The organism is Bradyrhizobium sp. NC92 (assembly GCF_025200865.1).
Classification (GTDB): Bacteria; Pseudomonadota; Alphaproteobacteria; order Rhizobiales; family Xanthobacteraceae; genus Bradyrhizobium.
The window spans coordinates 5946828-5964953 of the sequence record NZ_CP104171.1; the positions used below are offsets into that span (position 1 = coordinate 5946828).

18 protein-coding genes are annotated in these 18126 nt (G+C 62.8%); 9 read left to right on the forward strand and 9 right to left on the reverse strand.

All coding sequences use genetic code 11. The annotated features are described in order from the left end of the window. Window positions 1-46: 46 nt before the first annotated feature. From N2602_RS28090 to N2602_RS28105, 4 genes are all read right to left on the reverse strand, one after another. The gene (locus N2602_RS28090) at window positions 47-1663 is read right to left on the reverse strand and encodes a DUF1254 domain-containing protein (protein ID WP_172785675.1); all 1617 of its coding nucleotides are present in this window, start codon (window positions 1661-1663) and stop codon (window positions 47-49) included. 546 nt (window positions 1664-2209) lie between these two features. Next, the gene (locus tag N2602_RS28095) at window positions 2210-3655 is read right to left on the reverse strand and encodes an IS1182 family transposase (protein ID WP_260379597.1); all 1446 of its coding nucleotides are present in this window, start codon (window positions 3653-3655) and stop codon (window positions 2210-2212) included. Window positions 3656-3846: 191 nt separating this feature from the next. Next, on the reverse strand, window positions 3847-6588 hold the full coding sequence (locus tag N2602_RS28100) for an EAL domain-containing protein (protein ID WP_172785492.1): 2742 nt from the start codon (window positions 6586-6588) through the stop codon (window positions 3847-3849). A 61-nt stretch (window positions 6589-6649) separates the two neighbouring features. Further along, the gene (locus tag N2602_RS28105) at window positions 6650-7870 is read right to left on the reverse strand and encodes a FecR family protein (RefSeq protein ID WP_260380115.1); all 1221 of its coding nucleotides are present in this window, start codon (window positions 7868-7870) and stop codon (window positions 6650-6652) included. 132 nt (window positions 7871-8002) lie between these two features. On the opposite strand from N2602_RS28105, the gene N2602_RS28110 reads away from it, so the two are divergent. The 4 genes from N2602_RS28110 to N2602_RS28125 all read left to right on the forward strand — a co-directional run bounded on the left by N2602_RS28110 (window position 8003) and on the right by N2602_RS28125 (window position 11404). Continuing rightward, a complete protein-coding gene (locus N2602_RS28110) occupies window positions 8003-9799 on the forward strand; it encodes a ShlB/FhaC/HecB family hemolysin secretion/activation protein (RefSeq protein ID WP_260380116.1) in 1797 nt (598 codons plus the stop codon). Window positions 9800-9952: 153 nt separating this feature from the next. Next, window positions 9953-10783, forward strand: coding sequence for an alpha/beta fold hydrolase (locus tag N2602_RS28115; protein ID WP_212255348.1), 831 nt, complete (start codon window positions 9953-9955; stop codon window positions 10781-10783). Between the two features lie 74 nt (window positions 10784-10857). Further along, window positions 10858-11049 carry a hypothetical protein gene (locus N2602_RS28120; protein ID WP_260380117.1) on the forward strand — a complete coding sequence of 64 codons (192 nt, stop codon included), beginning with the start codon at window positions 10858-10860 and terminating at the stop codon, window positions 11047-11049. 37 nt (window positions 11050-11086) lie between these two features. Further along, window positions 11087-11404, forward strand: coding sequence for a cytochrome c (locus N2602_RS28125; RefSeq protein WP_260380118.1), 318 nt, complete (start codon window positions 11087-11089; stop codon window positions 11402-11404). A 258-nt stretch (window positions 11405-11662) separates the two neighbouring features. Here the strand turns inward: N2602_RS28125 and N2602_RS28130 are convergent, their stop codons facing one another. Both N2602_RS28130 and N2602_RS28135 read right to left on the reverse strand, forming a co-directional pair. Continuing rightward, window positions 11663-12004, reverse strand: coding sequence for a phasin (locus tag N2602_RS28130; protein ID WP_036007681.1), 342 nt, complete (start codon window positions 12002-12004; stop codon window positions 11663-11665). A gap of 146 nt (window positions 12005-12150) precedes the next feature. Next, window positions 12151-12336 (reverse strand): hypothetical protein, encoded by a 186-nt coding sequence (locus N2602_RS28135; protein WP_025037658.1) that lies wholly within the window; start codon window positions 12334-12336, stop codon window positions 12151-12153. Window positions 12337-12903: 567 nt separating this feature from the next. Between N2602_RS28135 and N2602_RS28140 the strand changes: the two genes are divergently transcribed. Beyond that, the gene (locus N2602_RS28140; RefSeq protein WP_260380119.1) at window positions 12904-13260 is read left to right on the forward strand and encodes a hypothetical protein; all 357 of its coding nucleotides are present in this window, start codon (window positions 12904-12906) and stop codon (window positions 13258-13260) included. A 44-nt stretch (window positions 13261-13304) separates the two neighbouring features. On the opposite strand, the gene N2602_RS28145 is transcribed toward N2602_RS28140, so the two are convergent. Both N2602_RS28145 and N2602_RS28150 read right to left on the reverse strand, forming a co-directional pair. Then, the gene (locus N2602_RS28145) at window positions 13305-13880 is read right to left on the reverse strand and encodes a hypothetical protein (protein ID WP_036007689.1); all 576 of its coding nucleotides are present in this window, start codon (window positions 13878-13880) and stop codon (window positions 13305-13307) included. Between the two features lie 47 nt (window positions 13881-13927). Beyond that, on the reverse strand, window positions 13928-14464 hold the full coding sequence (locus tag N2602_RS28150; RefSeq protein WP_260380120.1) for a GcrA family cell cycle regulator: 537 nt from the start codon (window positions 14462-14464) through the stop codon (window positions 13928-13930). Between the two features lie 154 nt (window positions 14465-14618). Between N2602_RS28150 and N2602_RS28155 the strand changes: the two genes are divergently transcribed. Both N2602_RS28155 and N2602_RS28160 read left to right on the forward strand, forming a co-directional pair. Further along, entirely contained in the window at window positions 14619-15227 is a 609-nt protein-coding gene (locus tag N2602_RS28155) for a S24 family peptidase (RefSeq protein WP_036045323.1), read from the forward strand. A gap of 105 nt (window positions 15228-15332) precedes the next feature. Continuing rightward, window positions 15333-15608 (forward strand): hypothetical protein, encoded by a 276-nt coding sequence (locus N2602_RS28160; RefSeq protein ID WP_260380121.1) that lies wholly within the window; start codon window positions 15333-15335, stop codon window positions 15606-15608. A 24-nt stretch (window positions 15609-15632) separates the two neighbouring features. On the opposite strand, the gene N2602_RS28165 is transcribed toward N2602_RS28160, so the two are convergent. Next, entirely contained in the window at window positions 15633-16607 is a 975-nt protein-coding gene (locus tag N2602_RS28165) for a quinone oxidoreductase (RefSeq protein WP_260380122.1), read from the reverse strand. A 224-nt stretch (window positions 16608-16831) separates the two neighbouring features. Here N2602_RS28165 and N2602_RS28170 point away from each other — a divergent pair, with 224 nt between their 5' ends. Both N2602_RS28170 and N2602_RS28175 read left to right on the forward strand, forming a co-directional pair. Beyond that, complete coding sequence (locus tag N2602_RS28170; RefSeq protein WP_027545881.1) at window positions 16832-17032, forward strand: hypothetical protein; 201 nt, start codon at window positions 16832-16834, stop codon at window positions 17030-17032. 146 nt (window positions 17033-17178) lie between these two features. Then, on the forward strand, window positions 17179-18126 hold the full coding sequence (locus tag N2602_RS28175) for a MoxR family ATPase (RefSeq protein WP_260380123.1): 948 nt from the start codon (window positions 17179-17181) through the stop codon (window positions 18124-18126).

An 18126-nucleotide genomic window follows, 5' to 3' on the forward strand; every position in this document is an offset into this window, starting at 1 on the left:
CAGCCTGTGGCGGCAGGCGATTGGTTATGCCTGCCGCCGGCGCATGTCACTTCACCTGCTCGACTTCGCTCAGCCGCCAGCTCTTCGTGAAGAACGGCTCAAGCGGGCTGTAGAGGCGCAGGATCACGAACCAGCCTTTCTTCGGGTCGGTTTGTATCCAATTGCCGCGCTTCACTCCTGCGGGCTGTGTCGGACCGAAGTAGATGGTGGTGGAGCCGTCGGCATCCGCATCTGCAGCCGGCGACGGGTAGCTCTGGCTGCCGGCGCGGGGATAGCGCTGCGGCGTGTCGAGCATCGAGCGAGTCATGTTGTCGTAAACCGTGAACGACCAGAAGTTCTCTTCCGGGATGCCCTTGGGCAGCGTCACTTTGTAGGTCTTGGCACCGTCGAAAGCGTTCTTCTCGGCGTCGGTCATCGCGAGTAGATATTGCGAGCCGATGCCGGGCAGGCGCATCGCCATCGCAGGCGTGATGCCGGTGACTCCGTAGAAGAAGTTGGTGCGCGCATCCATGGTACGGTAGCCGGTGGTCGGGAAGGGTTTGACTCCCTCGCGCGTGATCTCCGGGATAGGCGTTTCGAACTCGTAACCGCTCACGAACAGGAAGTTGAACCACGATGAGTTCGGATAATAGAACCAGCTCGGATCGCGCGGGACCATGAACAGGGCACGCGAGGTCGCGTTGGCGAGCGCAAGCGCCTCGGTCATGATCTTCTTCATGCGTGCATCGGGTGCGAACGGCTTGCCCTTGACGATGCCGATTGCGGCGATCGGCCCCATCAGTTCTGCATCGAGCGAGGTCGCCGGCTCCTTCTGCACGACCTCGTTGAGCATGTCGTAGAAGGTCCAGTCGTTCGGCGGAAGGGTATTCATCACCTTGCCGCTGCCTTCATGGAACACCGTCGCCGGCGGTGCGGTGACCCGCCCCAGCTTGGCCTTGCCGGCCAGGAAGTCCGAAATCGGCGTGCCCACGCCGCCCGGCTCGTAAGGGTAGACCTTGGTGAACTTACGGATTGTCTCGGCGACCGGCTTCGGATCCTTGTGATCCTCCAGAAACGAGCGGCCGAACCACAGGATGGTGTTGGTGCGGGCACGGCCGATGAAGTATCCGCCGTCCGGCAGATGACCTTGGTAGTCCGGCGGCACGATCAGGTACTTGCCCCCTTCGCCACGGTCGGGGCCGGGCAGGCCGAGATCAATGATCCAGCGAAACCAGGCGTCCTGCACGGTGCCCAGAAACTTGGGCGGAGTCTCCACCACCACGGGACCCTTGCTGAGATCGAGGTAGCCCATAACGTAGATGGTGTCGGCGTTTGCCGTCAGGAACAGCGACTTGGCATCCATCAGGTCGGAGAAGACGATCACCTCGTTCTCCTTGACGCCGACGCTTCGCAGACCTTCGCGCAGCGCATGGATGCTGACGCCGCGCATGTTGTCCATGAACGCGCGATAGGCATAGGTGAAGTCGAGATTGTCGAAGAGCTTGTCGGCGGTCGCCTTGCTCGGGACCCCGTCCTTGAACTCGAGCACGCCGATGCGCGACTCGATCTTGTCGGCCGTGACCAATGATGATGGAATCGGACCTGGGGTCTGGGCGGTTGCGAAGTGCGGCAGCAGCAATACGGCGCAGCCAGCGATGGCTGCGAAGCATCTGACGGCATTCATCATCGTTGTCGCCTCCCTGTGGAATACAACGTCCCCCTAGGAATGCAGCGCCGGTGCAATTTTAACTTGTGAAGGGCTCCAGACAATTCGGCCCAAGCAGTCTTACCCGCGACCAATAGTCGTATTGCGGACGAAATCGGGCACGACACAACGCCGGGCGCTAACTGCCGAAGCCAAGCGGCCTTTAATTCATCTTTTGGCGGAGCTTCTTGATGATCTCGCGCAGATTGGCAATGTACTCCTCGATAACACGTCGAGCCTCTTCCAAGTGCGTCGGCTTGGGGGCCGCACGTTTTTCTGGCTGGAGCTCATTCATGCCTGAAGATTTGACGCGAACGGCTGCCGGCCATTGACTTAGATCAACCGTCTTTTGGCAGGGGTCTAGGTCCGCTGAGGGTCTTGGCTGTGTGCAAACGGATGGTCGGCACGCGGCCGTGGGTCGCCAATCATTGCAGGCGGCCGATGTTCTCGCGTCGGATCGTCCAATGACCGGCCAAAGTAGGTATCGCGACGCGGTATTGCGCTTTTGGACGCACTTTCCGGGCTTCAGGCGGCGCGGATGGCTGCAATCAGGCGCGGTTTGCCGACGATGTTCATCACCCGTGTGAGGTTATAGGCGAGAACATGCAGCGCCATTTCGGCGGCGACGTTCCGTAGGCGCTTCATCAGGAAGTGGGTCGCCCCCATACGGGCCTTGATCGTGCCGAAGGGATGCTCGACCGTCTCGCGCCGCCTCCGCATGGCGTCGGGGTCGGAATCGAGCCGTCTCTGGACCTCCTCGACCACATGCTCATGCTCCCAGCGTGTGATGCGGCGCTCCTTGGACGGCGTACATTGGCTCTTGATTGCGCAGCCTTGGCACGCTGCTGTCGACCAGTAACGGCGCAGCGTCATTCCATGCTCGATGTTGGTATAGCGATAGGGCAGCACCTGGCCGGACGGGCAGCGGTAGACGTCCTCGTCAGGTAGATAGGCGAAGTCCTGTTTGCCGAACCGACCCTCCGCCTTGGCGTTCGACGTCATGGGCTTGGGCAGCGTGACTGCAACGCCAGCCTCTTTGCAGGCCAATATCTCCTCTCCGTCGAAGTAGCCACGGTCGGCGACCGCCTCGAGTTTGTCCACTTCGAGCACTTCTTTGGCTTGCTTCGACATCCGAGCAAGCTGCCCACGGTCATTGCCGACGTTTATGACCTCATGCGTAACAATCAGATGGTGTTCGGTGTCCACCGCGACCTGGACATTGTAGCCGACGACACCCGATCCGCGTCCACTGGTGGCCATCGAACGGGCATCCGGATCGGTCAGCGATATCTGTTGATCCGGCGTCTTGCGCATCTGCGCATCGAGCACTTCCAGGCGGCCCATCTCCTGCTTCAGTCGAGCGATCTTTTCCTTAATCCTCGTTGTCTTGATGCTGATCGCTTCCGATGGCTCCTGCCGATCGGCGCTATCCAGTTGACGCAGATATCGCCCGACGCTTTCCTCGATCTGCGCCATCCGCCTCGCCATCTTGGCATGTGTGAAGTTGCGATCGCGGTTGTTCACTGCCTTGAACTTGCTGCCATCGATTGCGACGCTTGGGGTCTGCAACAGGCCCATTTGCCGGCATAGCGCAACGAACTTCGCACAAACCTTCCGAAGCGCCGCACCATTGTCCTTCCGGAAATCGGCGATCGTCTTATGATCGGGAGCCAGGCGGCCGATCAGCCACATCACCTCGATATTGCGGCACGCCTCACGTTCCAGGCGGCGACTGGATTGCACCCGATTGAGATAACCGTAGATGTAAAGCTTCAGAAGGACTGCCGGATGATAGGAAGGCCGGCCCGTCTCCTTGGCGATCACACGCTCAAATCCCATTCCATGCAGGTCGAGCGCCTCGACAAACACGTCGATCACATGGACCGCGTTGCCCTCGTCTACCCAATCCTCCAGACATTCCGGCAAGAGCGTCAGCTGGGATCTGTCCGCGCCTTCAACGAAGCGTCCCATCCGTATCCCCCCATTAGGAAACGGAGGAATCGTAACCGACTCGCGGCTTTTCACACAGCCAGGGTCAAAAGCTGCCTTGGCGGGCTGCTTCGCCTTGATCGTCTCATCGCCGGCAAGCAGACGTTTCCGCTCTTCGAGAGTAGCTCGGCAACGATCCACAACGGCAAGTCGCGCAGGCGAAAGCCGCCCGCTCAGGCGGCGCTGACGGTGGCGAGCTCCGCGGCCAGGAACTGCTTTTCGAATGCTTCGGCGGGCATCGGACGGCCGAAGAAATATCCCTGCCCTTCCTCGCATCCCATGCTGACCAGGAGGTCGGCCGTTGCGCGGTTCTCGATGCCTTCGGCGACGACCGTGAGACCGAGCTGCTTGCTGAGGCCGATGGTCGAGCCGACGATGGCAGCGTCGTCGGAATTCGAAAGAAGACCGAAGACGAACGACCGGTCGATCTTGAGGCCGTCGAGCGGAAACTTCTTGAGATAGCTCAGGCTCGCATAGCCGGTGCCGAAATCATCGAACAGGATCCGGACGCCGAGCTCCTGAATCCTCTTGAACATTTCGAGCACGCGGCGTTCGTCATGCAGCAGGATGTCCTCGGTGACTTCGATCTCGAGCAGCGACGGCGTCAGCCCCGTCGCTTCGAGCAGCGCCGCGACCGAATGCGCGAGATCGCCGGACTGAAGCTGCGAGGGTGACAGGTTGATCGCGACGCGCACATCGTTGCCGGACAATTCCCAGGCCCGCGCCTGACGGCAGGCGGTCTCCATCACCCAGTTCGCGATCCGCTCCGACAGCGCCGAGGTGTTGACGACAGGCATGAATTCGGCCGGCGAGACGTAGCCCCGCACCGGATGCCGCCAGCGGATCAGCGCTTCGGCTCCGACCAGGCTGCCGTCGAGCAGGCGAACCTGCGGCTGGTAGAACAGCTCGAATTCGCAGCGGTCGGCGGCAAGCGCCAGCTCGCGCTCCAGCGTCAGCCGGTTCTCGAGCTCCTGCCGGATCGTGGCTTCGAACACCACATGGCTTCCGCGCCGCGTCGTCTTCGCGCGGCTCAGCGCCAGGTGGCCATTGCTCAGGAGATCGTCGGCCTTTTGCCCGCCGTCGGGATAAACGGCGACGCCGACGCTGATCCTGACGCGATGCTGCCGGGCGCCCGCTGCGAGCGGGGTCTCGAACGCGCGCGCGATCCGCTCGGCGAACGCCGAGACCGGCTCGCCGAAGTCAGTGCAGTCGATCGCGATGGCAAATTCGTCGCCGCTGAGCCGGGCGATGATCGCCTTGCCGTCGACTTCGCTCCGGAGCCGCTCAGCGACCGCGCGCAGCACGAGATCGCCGGCCGAGTGCCCGAGCATGTTGTTGATCTCCTGGAAGCCGTCGAGCCCGAGCACGAGCAACGCGACGCCGGAAGACCGCCGCTCCGCCGCGGCGATCAGATCGGTGAGGCCCACATGCAGCATGTTCCGGTTGGCAAGTCCCGTCAGCGCGTCATGCTCGGCGAGATATCGAATCCGTTCGGCTTCACGCTTGCGGACCGAAATATCGCGCAGGATCGCTCCGTATTGAAAGCCGTCCGTTCCCTGCCAGCCCGAGAAGCTCGCCTCGACCGGGAAGGTTTCCCCGTTCTTGCGCCGGCCCTCGAATTCGACGACGACGGCGCCGCCTGGAACCAGGAGCGCCTCGCGCGCGGCATCGTGCATGGACGGTCTTGCACCGCCGTCCGCCGGCGGAGCGCACAGCGTTTCGAACGGGCGGCCGATGATCTCGGCCGGCATGTAGCCGAAGATCGCGCTGGCGCCGGGATTCCAGACCGTGATCCGGTGATCCTCGTCGGTGCAGACCAGTCCGTCGCCGAGCGACATCGCGATGCGATGAAAGCGGCTCTCGGCGATGCGTCCGAGCAGGCTGCGGAAGTCGATTTCGTCGAGCGCAATTGCCGTCAGGTAAGCGATGATCGCGATGTGGAACAGCGACGTATCGATGACCAGGGGCGATGTTGCCTGCACGAGCAGAGCGGCCAGTTCGACCGCCGCCCCGGCTGCGATCAGGATTGCGACGCGAAGTCCCGGTGCGACGCGGCGCCACGAATACATCATCAGCAGGCAGATCGCGCCCAGCCCCAGCACCATGCCGATGTCGGAGGTCCAGCGCAGCGTCCGGTTCTGAAGAATCGATTCAGCGGCGAGTGCCTGGAGGACCGGCCCCGAGACGATTCTGCCGTTCGGAACGCTGAAGCGGTCGCCGAGCTCGAGCGCCGTGGCGCCAATGATGACCTTCCTGCCTTTCAGCCTGTCGAGCGTGGCGCGATCACCGCGCAGCACGTCGACATAGGAGACGGTTGGAATTGAAGCCGCACGAATACTGAAATCGACCAGGAAGGGCGGCCGCCGATTGGCGTCCTGTCCCGCCAGCACGACGGCCATCGAAGGCATGAACGCGTCGCCGAGCTTCTCGCCGAACGGATAGCGGCGAACCAGCCCGTCGGATTCGATCGCGACATTGACGACGGCCGGCCACGACTGGTTGCCGAATGCCTTCAGCGGCCGGTTGACGTGGGCCGGGCCGCCTTTCGGCGTCGGCTGCTTGAAGGATGGCAGGATCGTCGAGCCGCCGGCGTCCCGCAACGCCTTGGCGAACGCCTCGTCCGAGGCCGGGTCCGACGGCGTGCTGAAATCGACATCGAACGCAACATCCTGCACTCCCGCCGCTTCCAGCCTTTGCAGCAGCTCGGCATGGAGATATCGCGGCCAGGGCCACACCCCGATCTTGTCGATGGATGGCGCATCGATGCCGACCACGACGATGTCGCCGCTGGCCGCACGCGTTTGCCACTTGAATCGAAGGTCGGTGAGCGCATTGCGAAGCGCAGCGTGCCAGCCCGTGGACAGCACCACCGCGAGCGCGATCACGACGAGAATATGCGGCCTGTAGCGTTTCACCCGATCCTCCCGCGCACCCGCTTGCCTGCGGGCGCGCCCCCTCTTCCCCTAGCAGACCGCCTTAATGCCGGTTGCGACCGTGACCATTGCTGCCGGAACCGCCGCCGTTCAAACCGCTGTTGCCGCTGTTGTGCCAGCCGTTGCCGGTGGCGCCGTTGTTGCCGTTATTGCCGTTGTTGCCGTTACCGCCATTGCCATTATTGCCGTTGCCGGAATTGCCGTTCCCGCCGTTGCCGTTGCCACCGCCGTTTCCGTTATTGGCTGCCGCTGCAGCTATCGCAGCGCCCGGGTTCGACGAGCTGCCAGCGCCAGGCGTTGCGGCAGTCTCATTCGCGCTGTTGGGGGCGATCGCGCTGGTCTTGTTGTCGCTCCAGACCGTCTCTCCGCTCGCGCTGGCATTCGCGTTGCGCACCTGGCCGGGTGCCACGGCGCCGTGGGCGAGCCCGCGCGTGGCCTTGTGGACATTCAGCTTGACCTCGCCGAGTGCGCTCGAGATGCGCACGACGCCGGCCTTGGCGGCGTGACCACCAGCCGCCTGCTGCGACGGCTTCGGCGCCCCGGCCGTCTTGTTGCCCTTGTCGATCGGACCGAGCGCATGGATGGCATGGCCATTGGCAGCATGACGCGGCGCCGACAGGCCCGATTTCGGCACCGGGACACGCTCGATCGTGGGCGCGCGGGGCTTGCCCTGCTCGATCGGATTGAACGTGCCCGCACCGCTCAGGCTGAGACCGGGCTTGCCGTGTTCGAAGACGGTGGCCGCTTGTCCGGGCATCACTTGTGCAATCTGCCCCGTCTTGAAATCGGAGACTTCGACCTGGCCGCGGAGCACGCCGACCTTGGTGCTGCCGGCACCGACCGTGACGCTGAACTGGGTGCCCTTGACCACGGCGGCGAGATAGGGGGTCTCGACCTCGAAATGCTTGACGTTGCGCTTCTCGACCTCGAGCAGGATCGAACCTGCCTGCTGGACGATGGTGGTCGACAGGCCGTCCTTCTTCTCGGCCGGCAGGCCCACCACCGAATTGGGAGAGATCAGGATCGTTTCCTCGCCGCGGACGAGGAGTACGCGCCCGTTGCGGCCGGTGCGAATGGTGTCGCCAGGTTTCAGCGTTCCTTCCGGGGTCAACGACACCTGCTGGGCGCCGTTCGTTGCAAGCCAGACCTCGCCCGTGGACTTGCTGACGGACCACACACCGTCGTCCGCCGCGAATGCACCGGAGGCCGTTCCCAGGATCAGCGCCGCCGCCAGGGCCCGCCGCATTCCAACCTTGCCGAACATGATGATCCTCAGCCCCGCGTTTCAAGCCAGGCCTGAGGGGTATCCGAAATCACTCAAGATAGGATTATCGGAAAGCGGCCAGCCGCGCGGCCGAATTAACCAATCGTTGACCATAAAAAACTAAGAAAAATCATGCCTCTAACGAGACCTTACCGCCCCGTCGCAGATCCTCCGTTGAACTACGGAGATAGGATCGCTGCGCGCGGTGAGAGACGGCATCTCCTTACCGCATTGGTTTCGCTGGCAGCAATTTTCGCGACAACTCCAACGGCACTCGCGCAACAGGCGAACCAGCCGGGTTTCGATCCACGCCAGCCCGAGAAATATTTTGATAACCAGACCGAGCAGGAATCGCTCGGCCGGCCGCCGGTCCGATTGCCGAGCGTCGGACAGCCCACCATCGGCGGCGATACCAAGCCGCAATTCGTGCTGCGCGGCGTCAGCGTCAGCGGCGCCCATGCCATTTCCCCCGATCGCATCGCCGCGATCTACCAGCCTTATCTCGGCCGGAAGGTCTCGCAGGCGGACTTGGTCGCGATCGCAGGCGCCATCAGCGACCTCTACCGCGCAGCCGGCTTCCATCTCAGCCGGGCCATCGTGCCACCGCAGGACATCGCGCACGGCCGAGTCCGGATTCAAGTGCTCGAAGGCGCCATTGTTCAGGCCGAGCTGAAAGGCGACGGTGCCGAGCAGTTCGGCGTCAGGCCGATGCTGGCGCCGGTTCTGGCCGAACAACCGTCGCGGCTGGCAACGCTCGAACGCCAGCTCTTTCTGATCAATGGCAGGCCCGGCGTCCGGATCACCGACACTGCGCTCGAGGAGATCGGCGGTACGACGGGCCGCTTCCGCCTGACCGTCTCCTTGAAGACCTGGCACGTCTTCTCCTCGTTCGGCCTCGACAATCTCGGATCCTCGTCGGTTGGTCCCTGGCAAACCTACGCCACCGGCGCGTTCAACTCCTACCTCACGCCCGGCGATACTCTGGCGATCAACCTGTCGACTATTGCCAACGATCCGCGCCAGCTCGGCTTCGCACGCCTGTCGTACGATGCGCCGGTCGGCGTCGACGGTATCCGCCTCGGCGCTTCCGTCCTGTACAGCGCTGTACAGCCCGGCGATATGCGCCGGCTCGACAGCGACATCACCACAACAGAAGCTTTCGAGGTGCGGGCAAGCACCGTGCCCTTCATGTCGCAATCCTCGGGGCTGACGCTTACTGTGGCAGGCACCTTCAGCAATGTGTCCGAGCACGACATTTACGGCCCCTGGTACAACGACCACATCAGGACCGCGAGCCTGACGGCCGACTACCGGCTGCAGGATCCCCTTGGCGGCACCAATCTGGCGACGCTGACCTTCCGCCAGGGCCTCGACATTTTTGGCGCCTCGCATTTCGACGACGATCTGTTGTCACGCGATGGCGCATCGTCGAACTTCTCGGTGCTGAATCTCTGGTTCACGCGCTACCAGACACTCAACGATGCCTGGTCGCTCAAGCTCGCTGCGGCGAGCCAGACGGCGTCGCGTCCACTGTTCACCTCGCAGCAATTCTATCTCGGCGGCGCTGCCTTCGGCCGCGGCTATGGCGCAGCCGAGATCAGCGGCGACAACGGCCTGGCCGGCTCGCTCGAGCTGCGCTTCGACCAGAAGCTCAATTTCCGCTACTGGACCGGCTATCAGCTCTATGCCTTTGGCGATGCCGGCGCCGTCTGGAACCACGGTTATCGCCTGAGCGACGGGCTGTCGCTGACATCGGCCGGAGCCGGTGTGCGCTTCTTCCTGCCGGACGACCTCCAGGCCGATTTCGGCGTGGCCGTCCCCCTGAGCTACCGGGCGCCGGACAACGAGCGTCGCAGCCCACGCTTCGTTTTCACGCTGTCGAGCGCACTCCGGCTCTGCCCCGAGCGCGGCAAGGCTGGCTGTCTCTAGCCACCCCGTTCTTCGGGCGATCGCCCCGGCTTGCCGGCTTTTCCCGGTCTTGCCCGCAGACTTGCCTAAATTTAATCCTCTAACCTTGCTCACGATCGCTCGACCGGGGGTTCCCGATGACCATGTTCAGGCAAAGGTGATTTGAGACAGACCATGAAGAAGGTGTTTGCCGCCCTGGCGTTTCTCTGCGTCCTTGGCATCGGGCAGTATTTCGTCGTCAGCCGGTTCGCGATCCGCCACGAGACCTTGGCCCTCTTCGACGCCTCGCGCCAGCGGCCGGTCGCGGTCGAGATCGCCGTGCGACGCGACCATGAGACCAAGGCCAATCTCGGCCTCTGGAAGCTCCCCCTCGCCGTCATCAGCAATGGCAACACCGTCAAGGCGACCGAATATTCCTTCCTTGCCAATGCGCTCGCCGCCCGAGGCTATCTGGTTGCCAGCATCCAGCAGGACCTGCCGAGCGATCCCCCGCTGATGACCCAGGTCGGTCAGCAATATGTCGGCCGGCGCGAGGTCTACATCCGCGCCGAAGCCAACATTCTCTTCGTGCTGGGCGAATTGAAGAAACAGCAGGAGAACGTCGAATACGACCACATCACCCTCGTCGGCCACTCCAACGGCGGCGATGTCTCGATGTACGTCGCTCATCAGCACCCCGAACTGGTGTCGAAGGTGATCACGCTGGATAATCTGCGGGTGCCCTTCGTGGTCAGCGACCACATGAAGATCCTGTCGTTCCGCTCGAAGGACCCGCACTTCGTGACGGACCCCGGCGTGCTTCCGACGCCGGAAGAGGCCAAGGCGCGCGGCATCGATATCATCCACACCGGCGCACAGCACACGGAGATGAGCGACCGCGGTCCCAACTCGGTCAAGGAGAAGATCCAGGAGACGCTCGACCGCTTCCTGCGTGACAGCACCAGCAGCGCGCTCGCGCCGGCGGATACGAAGAGCCCGATGATCATGAATCCGGCTGACTATTAGCGGGTCCGCTTTGCGGCAGATCAAGGCGGCTCCAAGACGGCACGGTAGAAAGCCTCATGGCGTCGGAGAGACACGTGTCGCACTATACCGAAAGTCTTGATGCGAAGGGCCTTGTTTCGAAGAGCCTTGTTTCGAATGGTCTTGGCCTGCCCGCGGCAAGAATGCCGGCCTTCATGCGGCATCTTTATCGTTCGACCCGCAGGTTGCTGCGGTCGATCGCCGCCCGCATTGATCTCTCGCAGTTTCCAGGATCCTGCTGCGGATGAGCGCGGCGGCCGCAAGCGAATGCAGAAAGAATGCCCGATGCTCCGGCATGTGAGACGAGTTTTCCTGCTGCTTGGCCTGGTCTCCGGCGTCGGCACGTCGTCCGCTCTCGGCGCTGATGCCGATCACGGTGCCGACCTCGCCAAGCGCTGGTGCGCGAGCTGCCACGTCGTGGCGAACGGACAGACCCAGGCGAGCGCCGACGTCCCCTCCTTTGCATCGGTTGCGCGCAAGCCGGACTTCAGTGCGGAAAGGCTCGCGTTCTTCCTGCTCGACCCGCACCCGAAGATGCCGAATTTTCCCCTGAGCCGGACTGAAGCCGGCGATATCGCGGCCTACATCGCATCGCTGCGCTAGATGCATGATCGGGCCGGAACGCCGGGCTCGCACAAGCCGTGCAGCGCTTTTCCCAAAATCACGCCTCAGCACATGCCAAGCTACACGAAGGGCTACAAATGCAAATCCCTGCCGGTGAACCGGCAGGGATCAGCAGAAAGGATGACGGACGGCGAATGAGATCATTCGGTGGCCCGTCATGGACCTGCGCCAGTATCGAAGCGCGGATATTCACGCCACACAAGATCAATTTGTGGGCACGTGTACACACGCCGAAAATCAGGACTTGCCCTTGCCGGGTTGCATGAGACTGCCGGTCATCTGACGCATGTGATCTCCGGCGCTGGTGAACTGACTGCGCAGGAAATCGGATTGGATCCGCATCGCCTCCTGGAGGTCGGTGGCATGCACCAGCTTGCGCGCATGCTCGAAGGCCGACTTCATGTTCTGCTCCGTGAAGGCCAGCGCCTGCTTGGACACCTCCGTCCCCGCGCCCGGAACGGACGACATCGATTTGGTCGCCGCTTCAAAGAACATGCCGAAGGCCTTTTCCGCCTGGTCGATCGTCTTCTCGGCCAAGTCACGCAGTTCGGCCGGAACTTCGATTTTCGGTTCGATCATAGTCGCACTCCTCCCTTTTTCCGTCTGAATACCACATTTGCCTGACCGCCATCCAGCCGCCAGCCTTCCGAGGAACGACGTCCGGGAGCCCTGCTCTGGCAGGAAAAGGGTCGGGAAACGGCCTGGGACCGGCGCGCAGCCGGACTTTAGGACAAGGGGTGCTCGGGTAGAGCTTCTTCGGTGGCGAGATCTTCGACCAGCTTGATCACTTCGAAACGCTGCCGCGGCGCGAGCTTCAGAAAGGCGCGGAGCAGGCGCAGACTTTCGACAGTGCTGCTTGCAGGCACACCGAGCTTGAGATGCAGCTCAGCCGCGAAATTGAGGTTTTTCATCTCGCACCTATGACAAGCATCGGCCTTCGTGATCCGCTCGAGAACCGGACGCCACGACAGACCCCTCGCGACGAATGTTCGGCCGAGGGGACCGGTCGGGTTGCACGCTGAACCGCACCAAACGACGGCCTCAACCATGCGGTTGCAACTATGCCAAGTAACAACCCTTCCGGCAAGCAGTATAGCGATGCTTGGTCTGCATCGCGCCACGGCGATTCCGGATAACAGGAATATCGATCGCCGTCACTCACCTGCGTCAAGAAGCGGCATCAGTCACGCACACAGCAACTCGTGACCGTCAATCAGGCACAGCGTTTCGTCGTGTTTCCGATGTGAATGCACGTTGGCGCGCACGAATTGGCGATTCTTCGGCAGTATACACGCATTTGTTGAATCCGGTCCCGGCGGTTGCGTTAAGCGCATGAAAGTCGATCTTGCGGCCGACCCACCGTGAACCGCCGTCCAGGCGCGAGCGACCAAGCCGTTGCGGCACGGCCACGCAGATACGGGCGCCATGGCTGAAAACTCTTCGATTTGGGCGCGCGTCAGCACCAAAAGGACGACGGCATGCTTTCTCGCTGCGATCTCATCAAGGGCGCCGCAGTCGCTCTGCTCACCCTCTCGACACAAGGCGCATGGGCGCAGGAGACCAAGATGAACCTGTTCAAGATCATCACCATCAAGGACGAAATCGTCGTCGGATTGTCGGCGGAGGAGCTTCAGGCGCTCGGCGGCACCGATGCGAGCGCCGTTGCACACGCGCTGGCACAGAAGGGCGATCTCACCGTCTGGCAATACAACGTGCATCGTGGGCCCAACGGCGAATTACAGCAGGCGCCGACAGCCAAGATCGGGCTGCTGGCCAATGCCTCGCTGCGCGTCGAGCCTTACACCACGCCCTACCAGATCGTCCCTCATCCGTAGGCAACAGGCGGGACGCCGGCGGCCGAACCGCCGGCGCCTTGCAATCATCCACGCCGGCCCCCGCGCGCCGTTCCCGTCTCCGTCGCAAAGCCGTAGATCAGCGCCAGCCGGTCCAAACATTCGCGAAAACGCCGCGCGAAGTAATCGTTCCAGCGTTGCGTCCGGACGGCACGACGCTGCCCAACCTGATCCATGGTCAGACCCAGCACCAGCACGTCGTGCACCAGCGCGGCGCCGTCGGTGCCGAGCTCTCGCTCGATCCGGTTGAGCCGCAGCACCGCCTGACGCTGGCTCTCGGTGACGGGCTCGCGCGTGCCGGTGCCATCGACATATTCGCGCGTCGTATCCACCGCCTGCGGGCCCCGCTCGGCCCGCTCCCAATCGTTCTGGAAGGCGCGCCCGCCGCGGTATTGCGCCTCGTCGATCTGGTGGTGCGCGTGCAGTCGGCCGAGCGGATCGCCGCGGACCGACCGGATCGCCAGGATCTTCTCGCCGGAATCGAGCGCGAGCGGATTGTCGACCTCCACCTCCGCGATCTCGGCGTTGAACGGCACCTCCCGCGACCGCCGGTCATAGATCTGCGCCAATTTATAGGACTTGTTGCGTCGGGCACGAGCCACTCGGATACTCCTTGCAAGACTGAGGGGTTGAACGGAGGGCGGCACCGTCAGAGCGCCGAGACCAGCTTCAGCACGACGGGGCCTGCGGCACGGGCAGCCGACGCAGCCCCGGAACGGCGCGCCAGGCGGGCATGCGGCGCGCAATAGCTGGAGCCCGGCTGGCGCGCATGGCCACAGAAGGTGATCTCCTCACCGTCCTTGTCGCCGCCATAGGGATATCGGCAGTCGGCCGGCTGGAGATCGACCAGTTGGATCAGGCGCGGTTGGATGCCGACACACCGCAACTTCACCCGCGCCGCAGGCTTCATGGCGGACTTCGGCGGCAGATTGAGGCTCGGCCACGCCACCCCGCGCGGCGAAAGCAGGCCGGGTTCACCCGGCAAGGGCGGCGCGAGCGCCGGGCTCGTCATCCATTGCGGCACGATGAGCCCGAGCCGCTTGGCGCGGCCGACCACCGCGCTGCGCGTATAAGCCGTTCCAAACCTTGCGTTTATCTGTCTTCCGATCTCCGCATAAGACATCCCTTTGAGAAAATAGTCGCGAAGCGCGTCGGAGTGCTCCGACGGCCAATGGCCCGGTTCCATGCTGCTGTCCTGTGATGCGCCTCCACCCGCGAGGCGAGACACACATTCCGTTATTCCGAATACAGAGTCAAGCTCGCATTTCTGATATTCATAATTGCATCAATTCCGAATTTCGGATTACAAGAGGCAACGGTGCGCAATCGAGGGAATCACCATGTTGGACGTAGCAATGATCGAGCGGGGCCTGGAGAAGACGGGCAAGAGCAAGGGCGGCCTGGCTGCGGCGATGGGCGTGCGACCCGGCGCGGTCTCGGAGATTCTCGGCGGCGAGCGCCTGGTGAAGGCCTCGGAGATCATTCCGATCATGGAATATCTCGAGCTCAATCTCGCGCCGATCATGGGCCGGGTCGGAGCCGGCGCGGTGATCGAGCCGGACTACGAACAGGTTCCGCCGGAAGGGCTCGGCGACGTCGCATTGCCGTTCCCGATCATGGAAGAGACGATCGCATTCGAGATCGTGGGCGATTCGATGCTGCCCAAATACGAAAGCGGCGACGTGATCGTCGTCTACAAGGACCAGCGCCATCCGTTGTCGAGCTTCTACGGCGAAGAGGCGGTGGTCCGGCTCAAGACCGGCGAGCGCTACCTGAAGACCATCGAGCGGGGCAAATCCCCATCCGTGGTCAACCTCACGAGCTTCAATGCCAAGCCGATCGTCGGCGTCAAGCTCGACTGGGTCGGGGAAATCTGCCTGTCCATGCCCAAGGGGCAGCTTGAGCGGCTGCGCGCGAAATCGGCGCGCCCGCGCAAGAAGGGCAAATGAGAGGACCCGGCGATTTCTGATTTATGGAAATCGCCGTTGACATAATTCCGATTTTCAGAAATAATCTGCCGCATCCCGGCCATCGGGGCGCGGCAGGATCGTTTCATGCAATATTTCGTCGTGATGATCGATTGTGGGCGGCGAGGCCGCGAGGCGGTCGTCGATCCGGAAATCACCAGGCGAGAGGTCATCTCCCGCCTCGCCTCGGGCGAGTATCGGAACGTCTCATTCATCCACGAGATTGTGGAGAACTCGGTCGAGGATGTCACCGAGGCCGTCCTGGCCGAGGCGGCCCTCCCGCAGATCGAGCCTGAGGACGTCGACCTCCAGGCGATCCGCCTCGATCACGTCCGCGACCTGCGCAAGCACGAGCCGACGTGACGCAGGCTTGAAGCCCGCGCTACACTACACCAGGAGAACGGTCGATCCCGTGGTCTTGCGTGCTGCAAGATCGGCATGCGCCTTGGCGGCGTCCTTCAGCGGATAGGTCTGGTGCACCTCGATCTTGACCGCGCCGGACTTGACGACGTCGAACAGTTCGCCCGCCATCGCCACCAGATTTTCGCGCTTGGCGGCATAAGTGAACAGCGTCGGACGCGTAACGTAGAGAGAGCCCTTCTGGGCGAGCAGGCCGAGATTGAGCGGCTCCACTGCGCCGGAGGACTGGCCGAACAGCGCGGCGACGCCGAGCGGCGCGAGGCAATCCAGCGATTTCAGGAACGTATCCTTGCCGACGGAATCGTAAACAACCGGCACTTTCTTGCCGCCGGTGATCTCGTCGACCCGCTTCACGAAATCTTCCCTTGTATAGATGATCACGTGGTCGCAGCCATGCGCCTTGGCGAACTTCGCCTTCTCGTCGTTGCTGACAGTGCCGATCACGGTCGCACCGAGATGCTTGGCCCACTGGCTCAAGATCAGGCCGACACCGCCAGCCGCGGCGTGGAGTAGGATGGTATCGCCAGCCTTCACCCGATAGGTCTGGCGGATCAGGTACTGCGTCGTGAGCCCCTTGAGCATCATCGCCGCCGCGGTCCTGTCGTCGACGCCGTCGGGCAATTTCAACAGCCGGTCGGCGGGGATCAGCCGTGCCTCCGAATAGGCCCCGAGCGGCGAAGCGCCATAGGCAACGCGATCGCTCGGCTTCAGATCGGTGACGCCGGGCCCAACCTCCTCGACGACTCCGGCCGCCTCGCTGCCGAGCCCGCTCGGCAGTTGCGCCGGATAAAGGCCGGAACGGTTATAGATGTCGACGAAATTGAGGCCGACGGCGGTGTGGCGGATACGCGCCTCGCCGGGCCCAGGTTTGCCGACGCTGACCTCCTCCCAGACCAGGACTTCCGGACCGCCGGTCTTGTGAAAGCGAATGGCATGCGTCATGGGCTTGCTCCCTTATCGTTGAGGTGAAGGTCCGAATACCGGATCGGCCTGTGAAATAGGCATTTGGTCCGCCCCTTACAGTATAGAAGCCGTAACAAGAATGTCACAGCGAACGACAAACGCCCGCCGTTCCGCCTCCGTTCGAAAGAGTTGATGAGGGCTCCGGGGCAACCGGCGGTAGCCTTTGTGCGGGGTTTGATGGTCGCCTGCGAAGGAGAGCCGAGATGCCAGCTTACGTTCAGCATCATCAGGACGTCGAAATCGCGCCAGTGAATTGCCCTACCTGTATGGGGTTCCTGCCGATGTATGTGCGCGAGGTCGAGCCGCATTGGAGCCTTGCCAAGATCGACTTCGTCTATGAATGCGCCGATTGCGGTGCCGAGGTCAGACAAACGATCCGCAAGCCGGAGTTGCTGCGACACTGATCGCGCCGCCGGCGAACCGCTCAACTATTTGCGCTAAACGGAAAAATCGCCGTTCGCGCGGGTCTGATGTCTCCCAAACGAGGCTTGTTCTTTGCCGGGAACGCAGGCAGAACAAGCCCCAAGCAAGACCATTGGGAGCGCCATTCGTGGCTGATCAGAAGGCCTCGACCTCGATCGAGGCAGTAGAGAGCGGCCTCGCCGCGCAGGGCTATATCGCGAGCCGGCAGATCGCGACCGCCGTCTATTTGTCGCAGCAGATCGAGAAGCCGATCCTGGTCGAAGGCCCCGCGGGCGTCGGCAAAACCGAGCTTGCCAAGGCGATCGCCGCCTGGCGCGGCATGAAGATGATCCGCCTGCAATGCTATGAGGGCCTCGACGAGGCCAAGGCGCTCTACGAGTGGAAATACGCCAAGCAGCTTCTTTACACGCAGATCCTCAAGGACAAGCTCGGCGAAGTCCTCGGCGGCGCGCAGACGCTGCATGCCGCGCTCGACCAGCTTCACGATTTCGGCGACGTATTCTTCTCCAAGGAGTTCGTCGAGCCGCGGCCGCTGCTCCAGGCGCTTGAGCAGCCTGGCGGCTGCGTGCTCCTGATCGACGAGATCGATAAGTCGGACGCTGAATTCGAATCGCTGCTGCTGGAGATTCTCTCCGATTTCCAGGTCACGATCCCCGAGCTCGGAACCGTCTCGGCGATCACGCCGCCGACGGTGATCCTCACCTCCAACAGCGAACGCGACCTGGGCGATGCGCTGAAGCGACGCTGCCTGCATCTGCATATCGGCTTCCCCGAGCAACGGCTCGAGGAGCGCATCGTTGAAAGCCGCGTGCCCGGCATCTCGCAAACGCTGCGCCGCCAGATGGTCGGCTTCATCCACGAGATCCGCTCGCTGGATCTGAAGAAGCTGCCGTCGGTCAGCGAGACCATCGACTGGGCGCGCGTGCTGGTGCTGCTCCAGGCTTCCGAACTCGATACCGAGATCGTCAAGGACACGCTCAACGTGCTCCTGAAATACGAAGCCGACATCGAGGCCGCGACGCCGCAGCTGACGACCTTCATTGCCAAGGCGGCCCGGTCCAACGTCTTCGGTTGA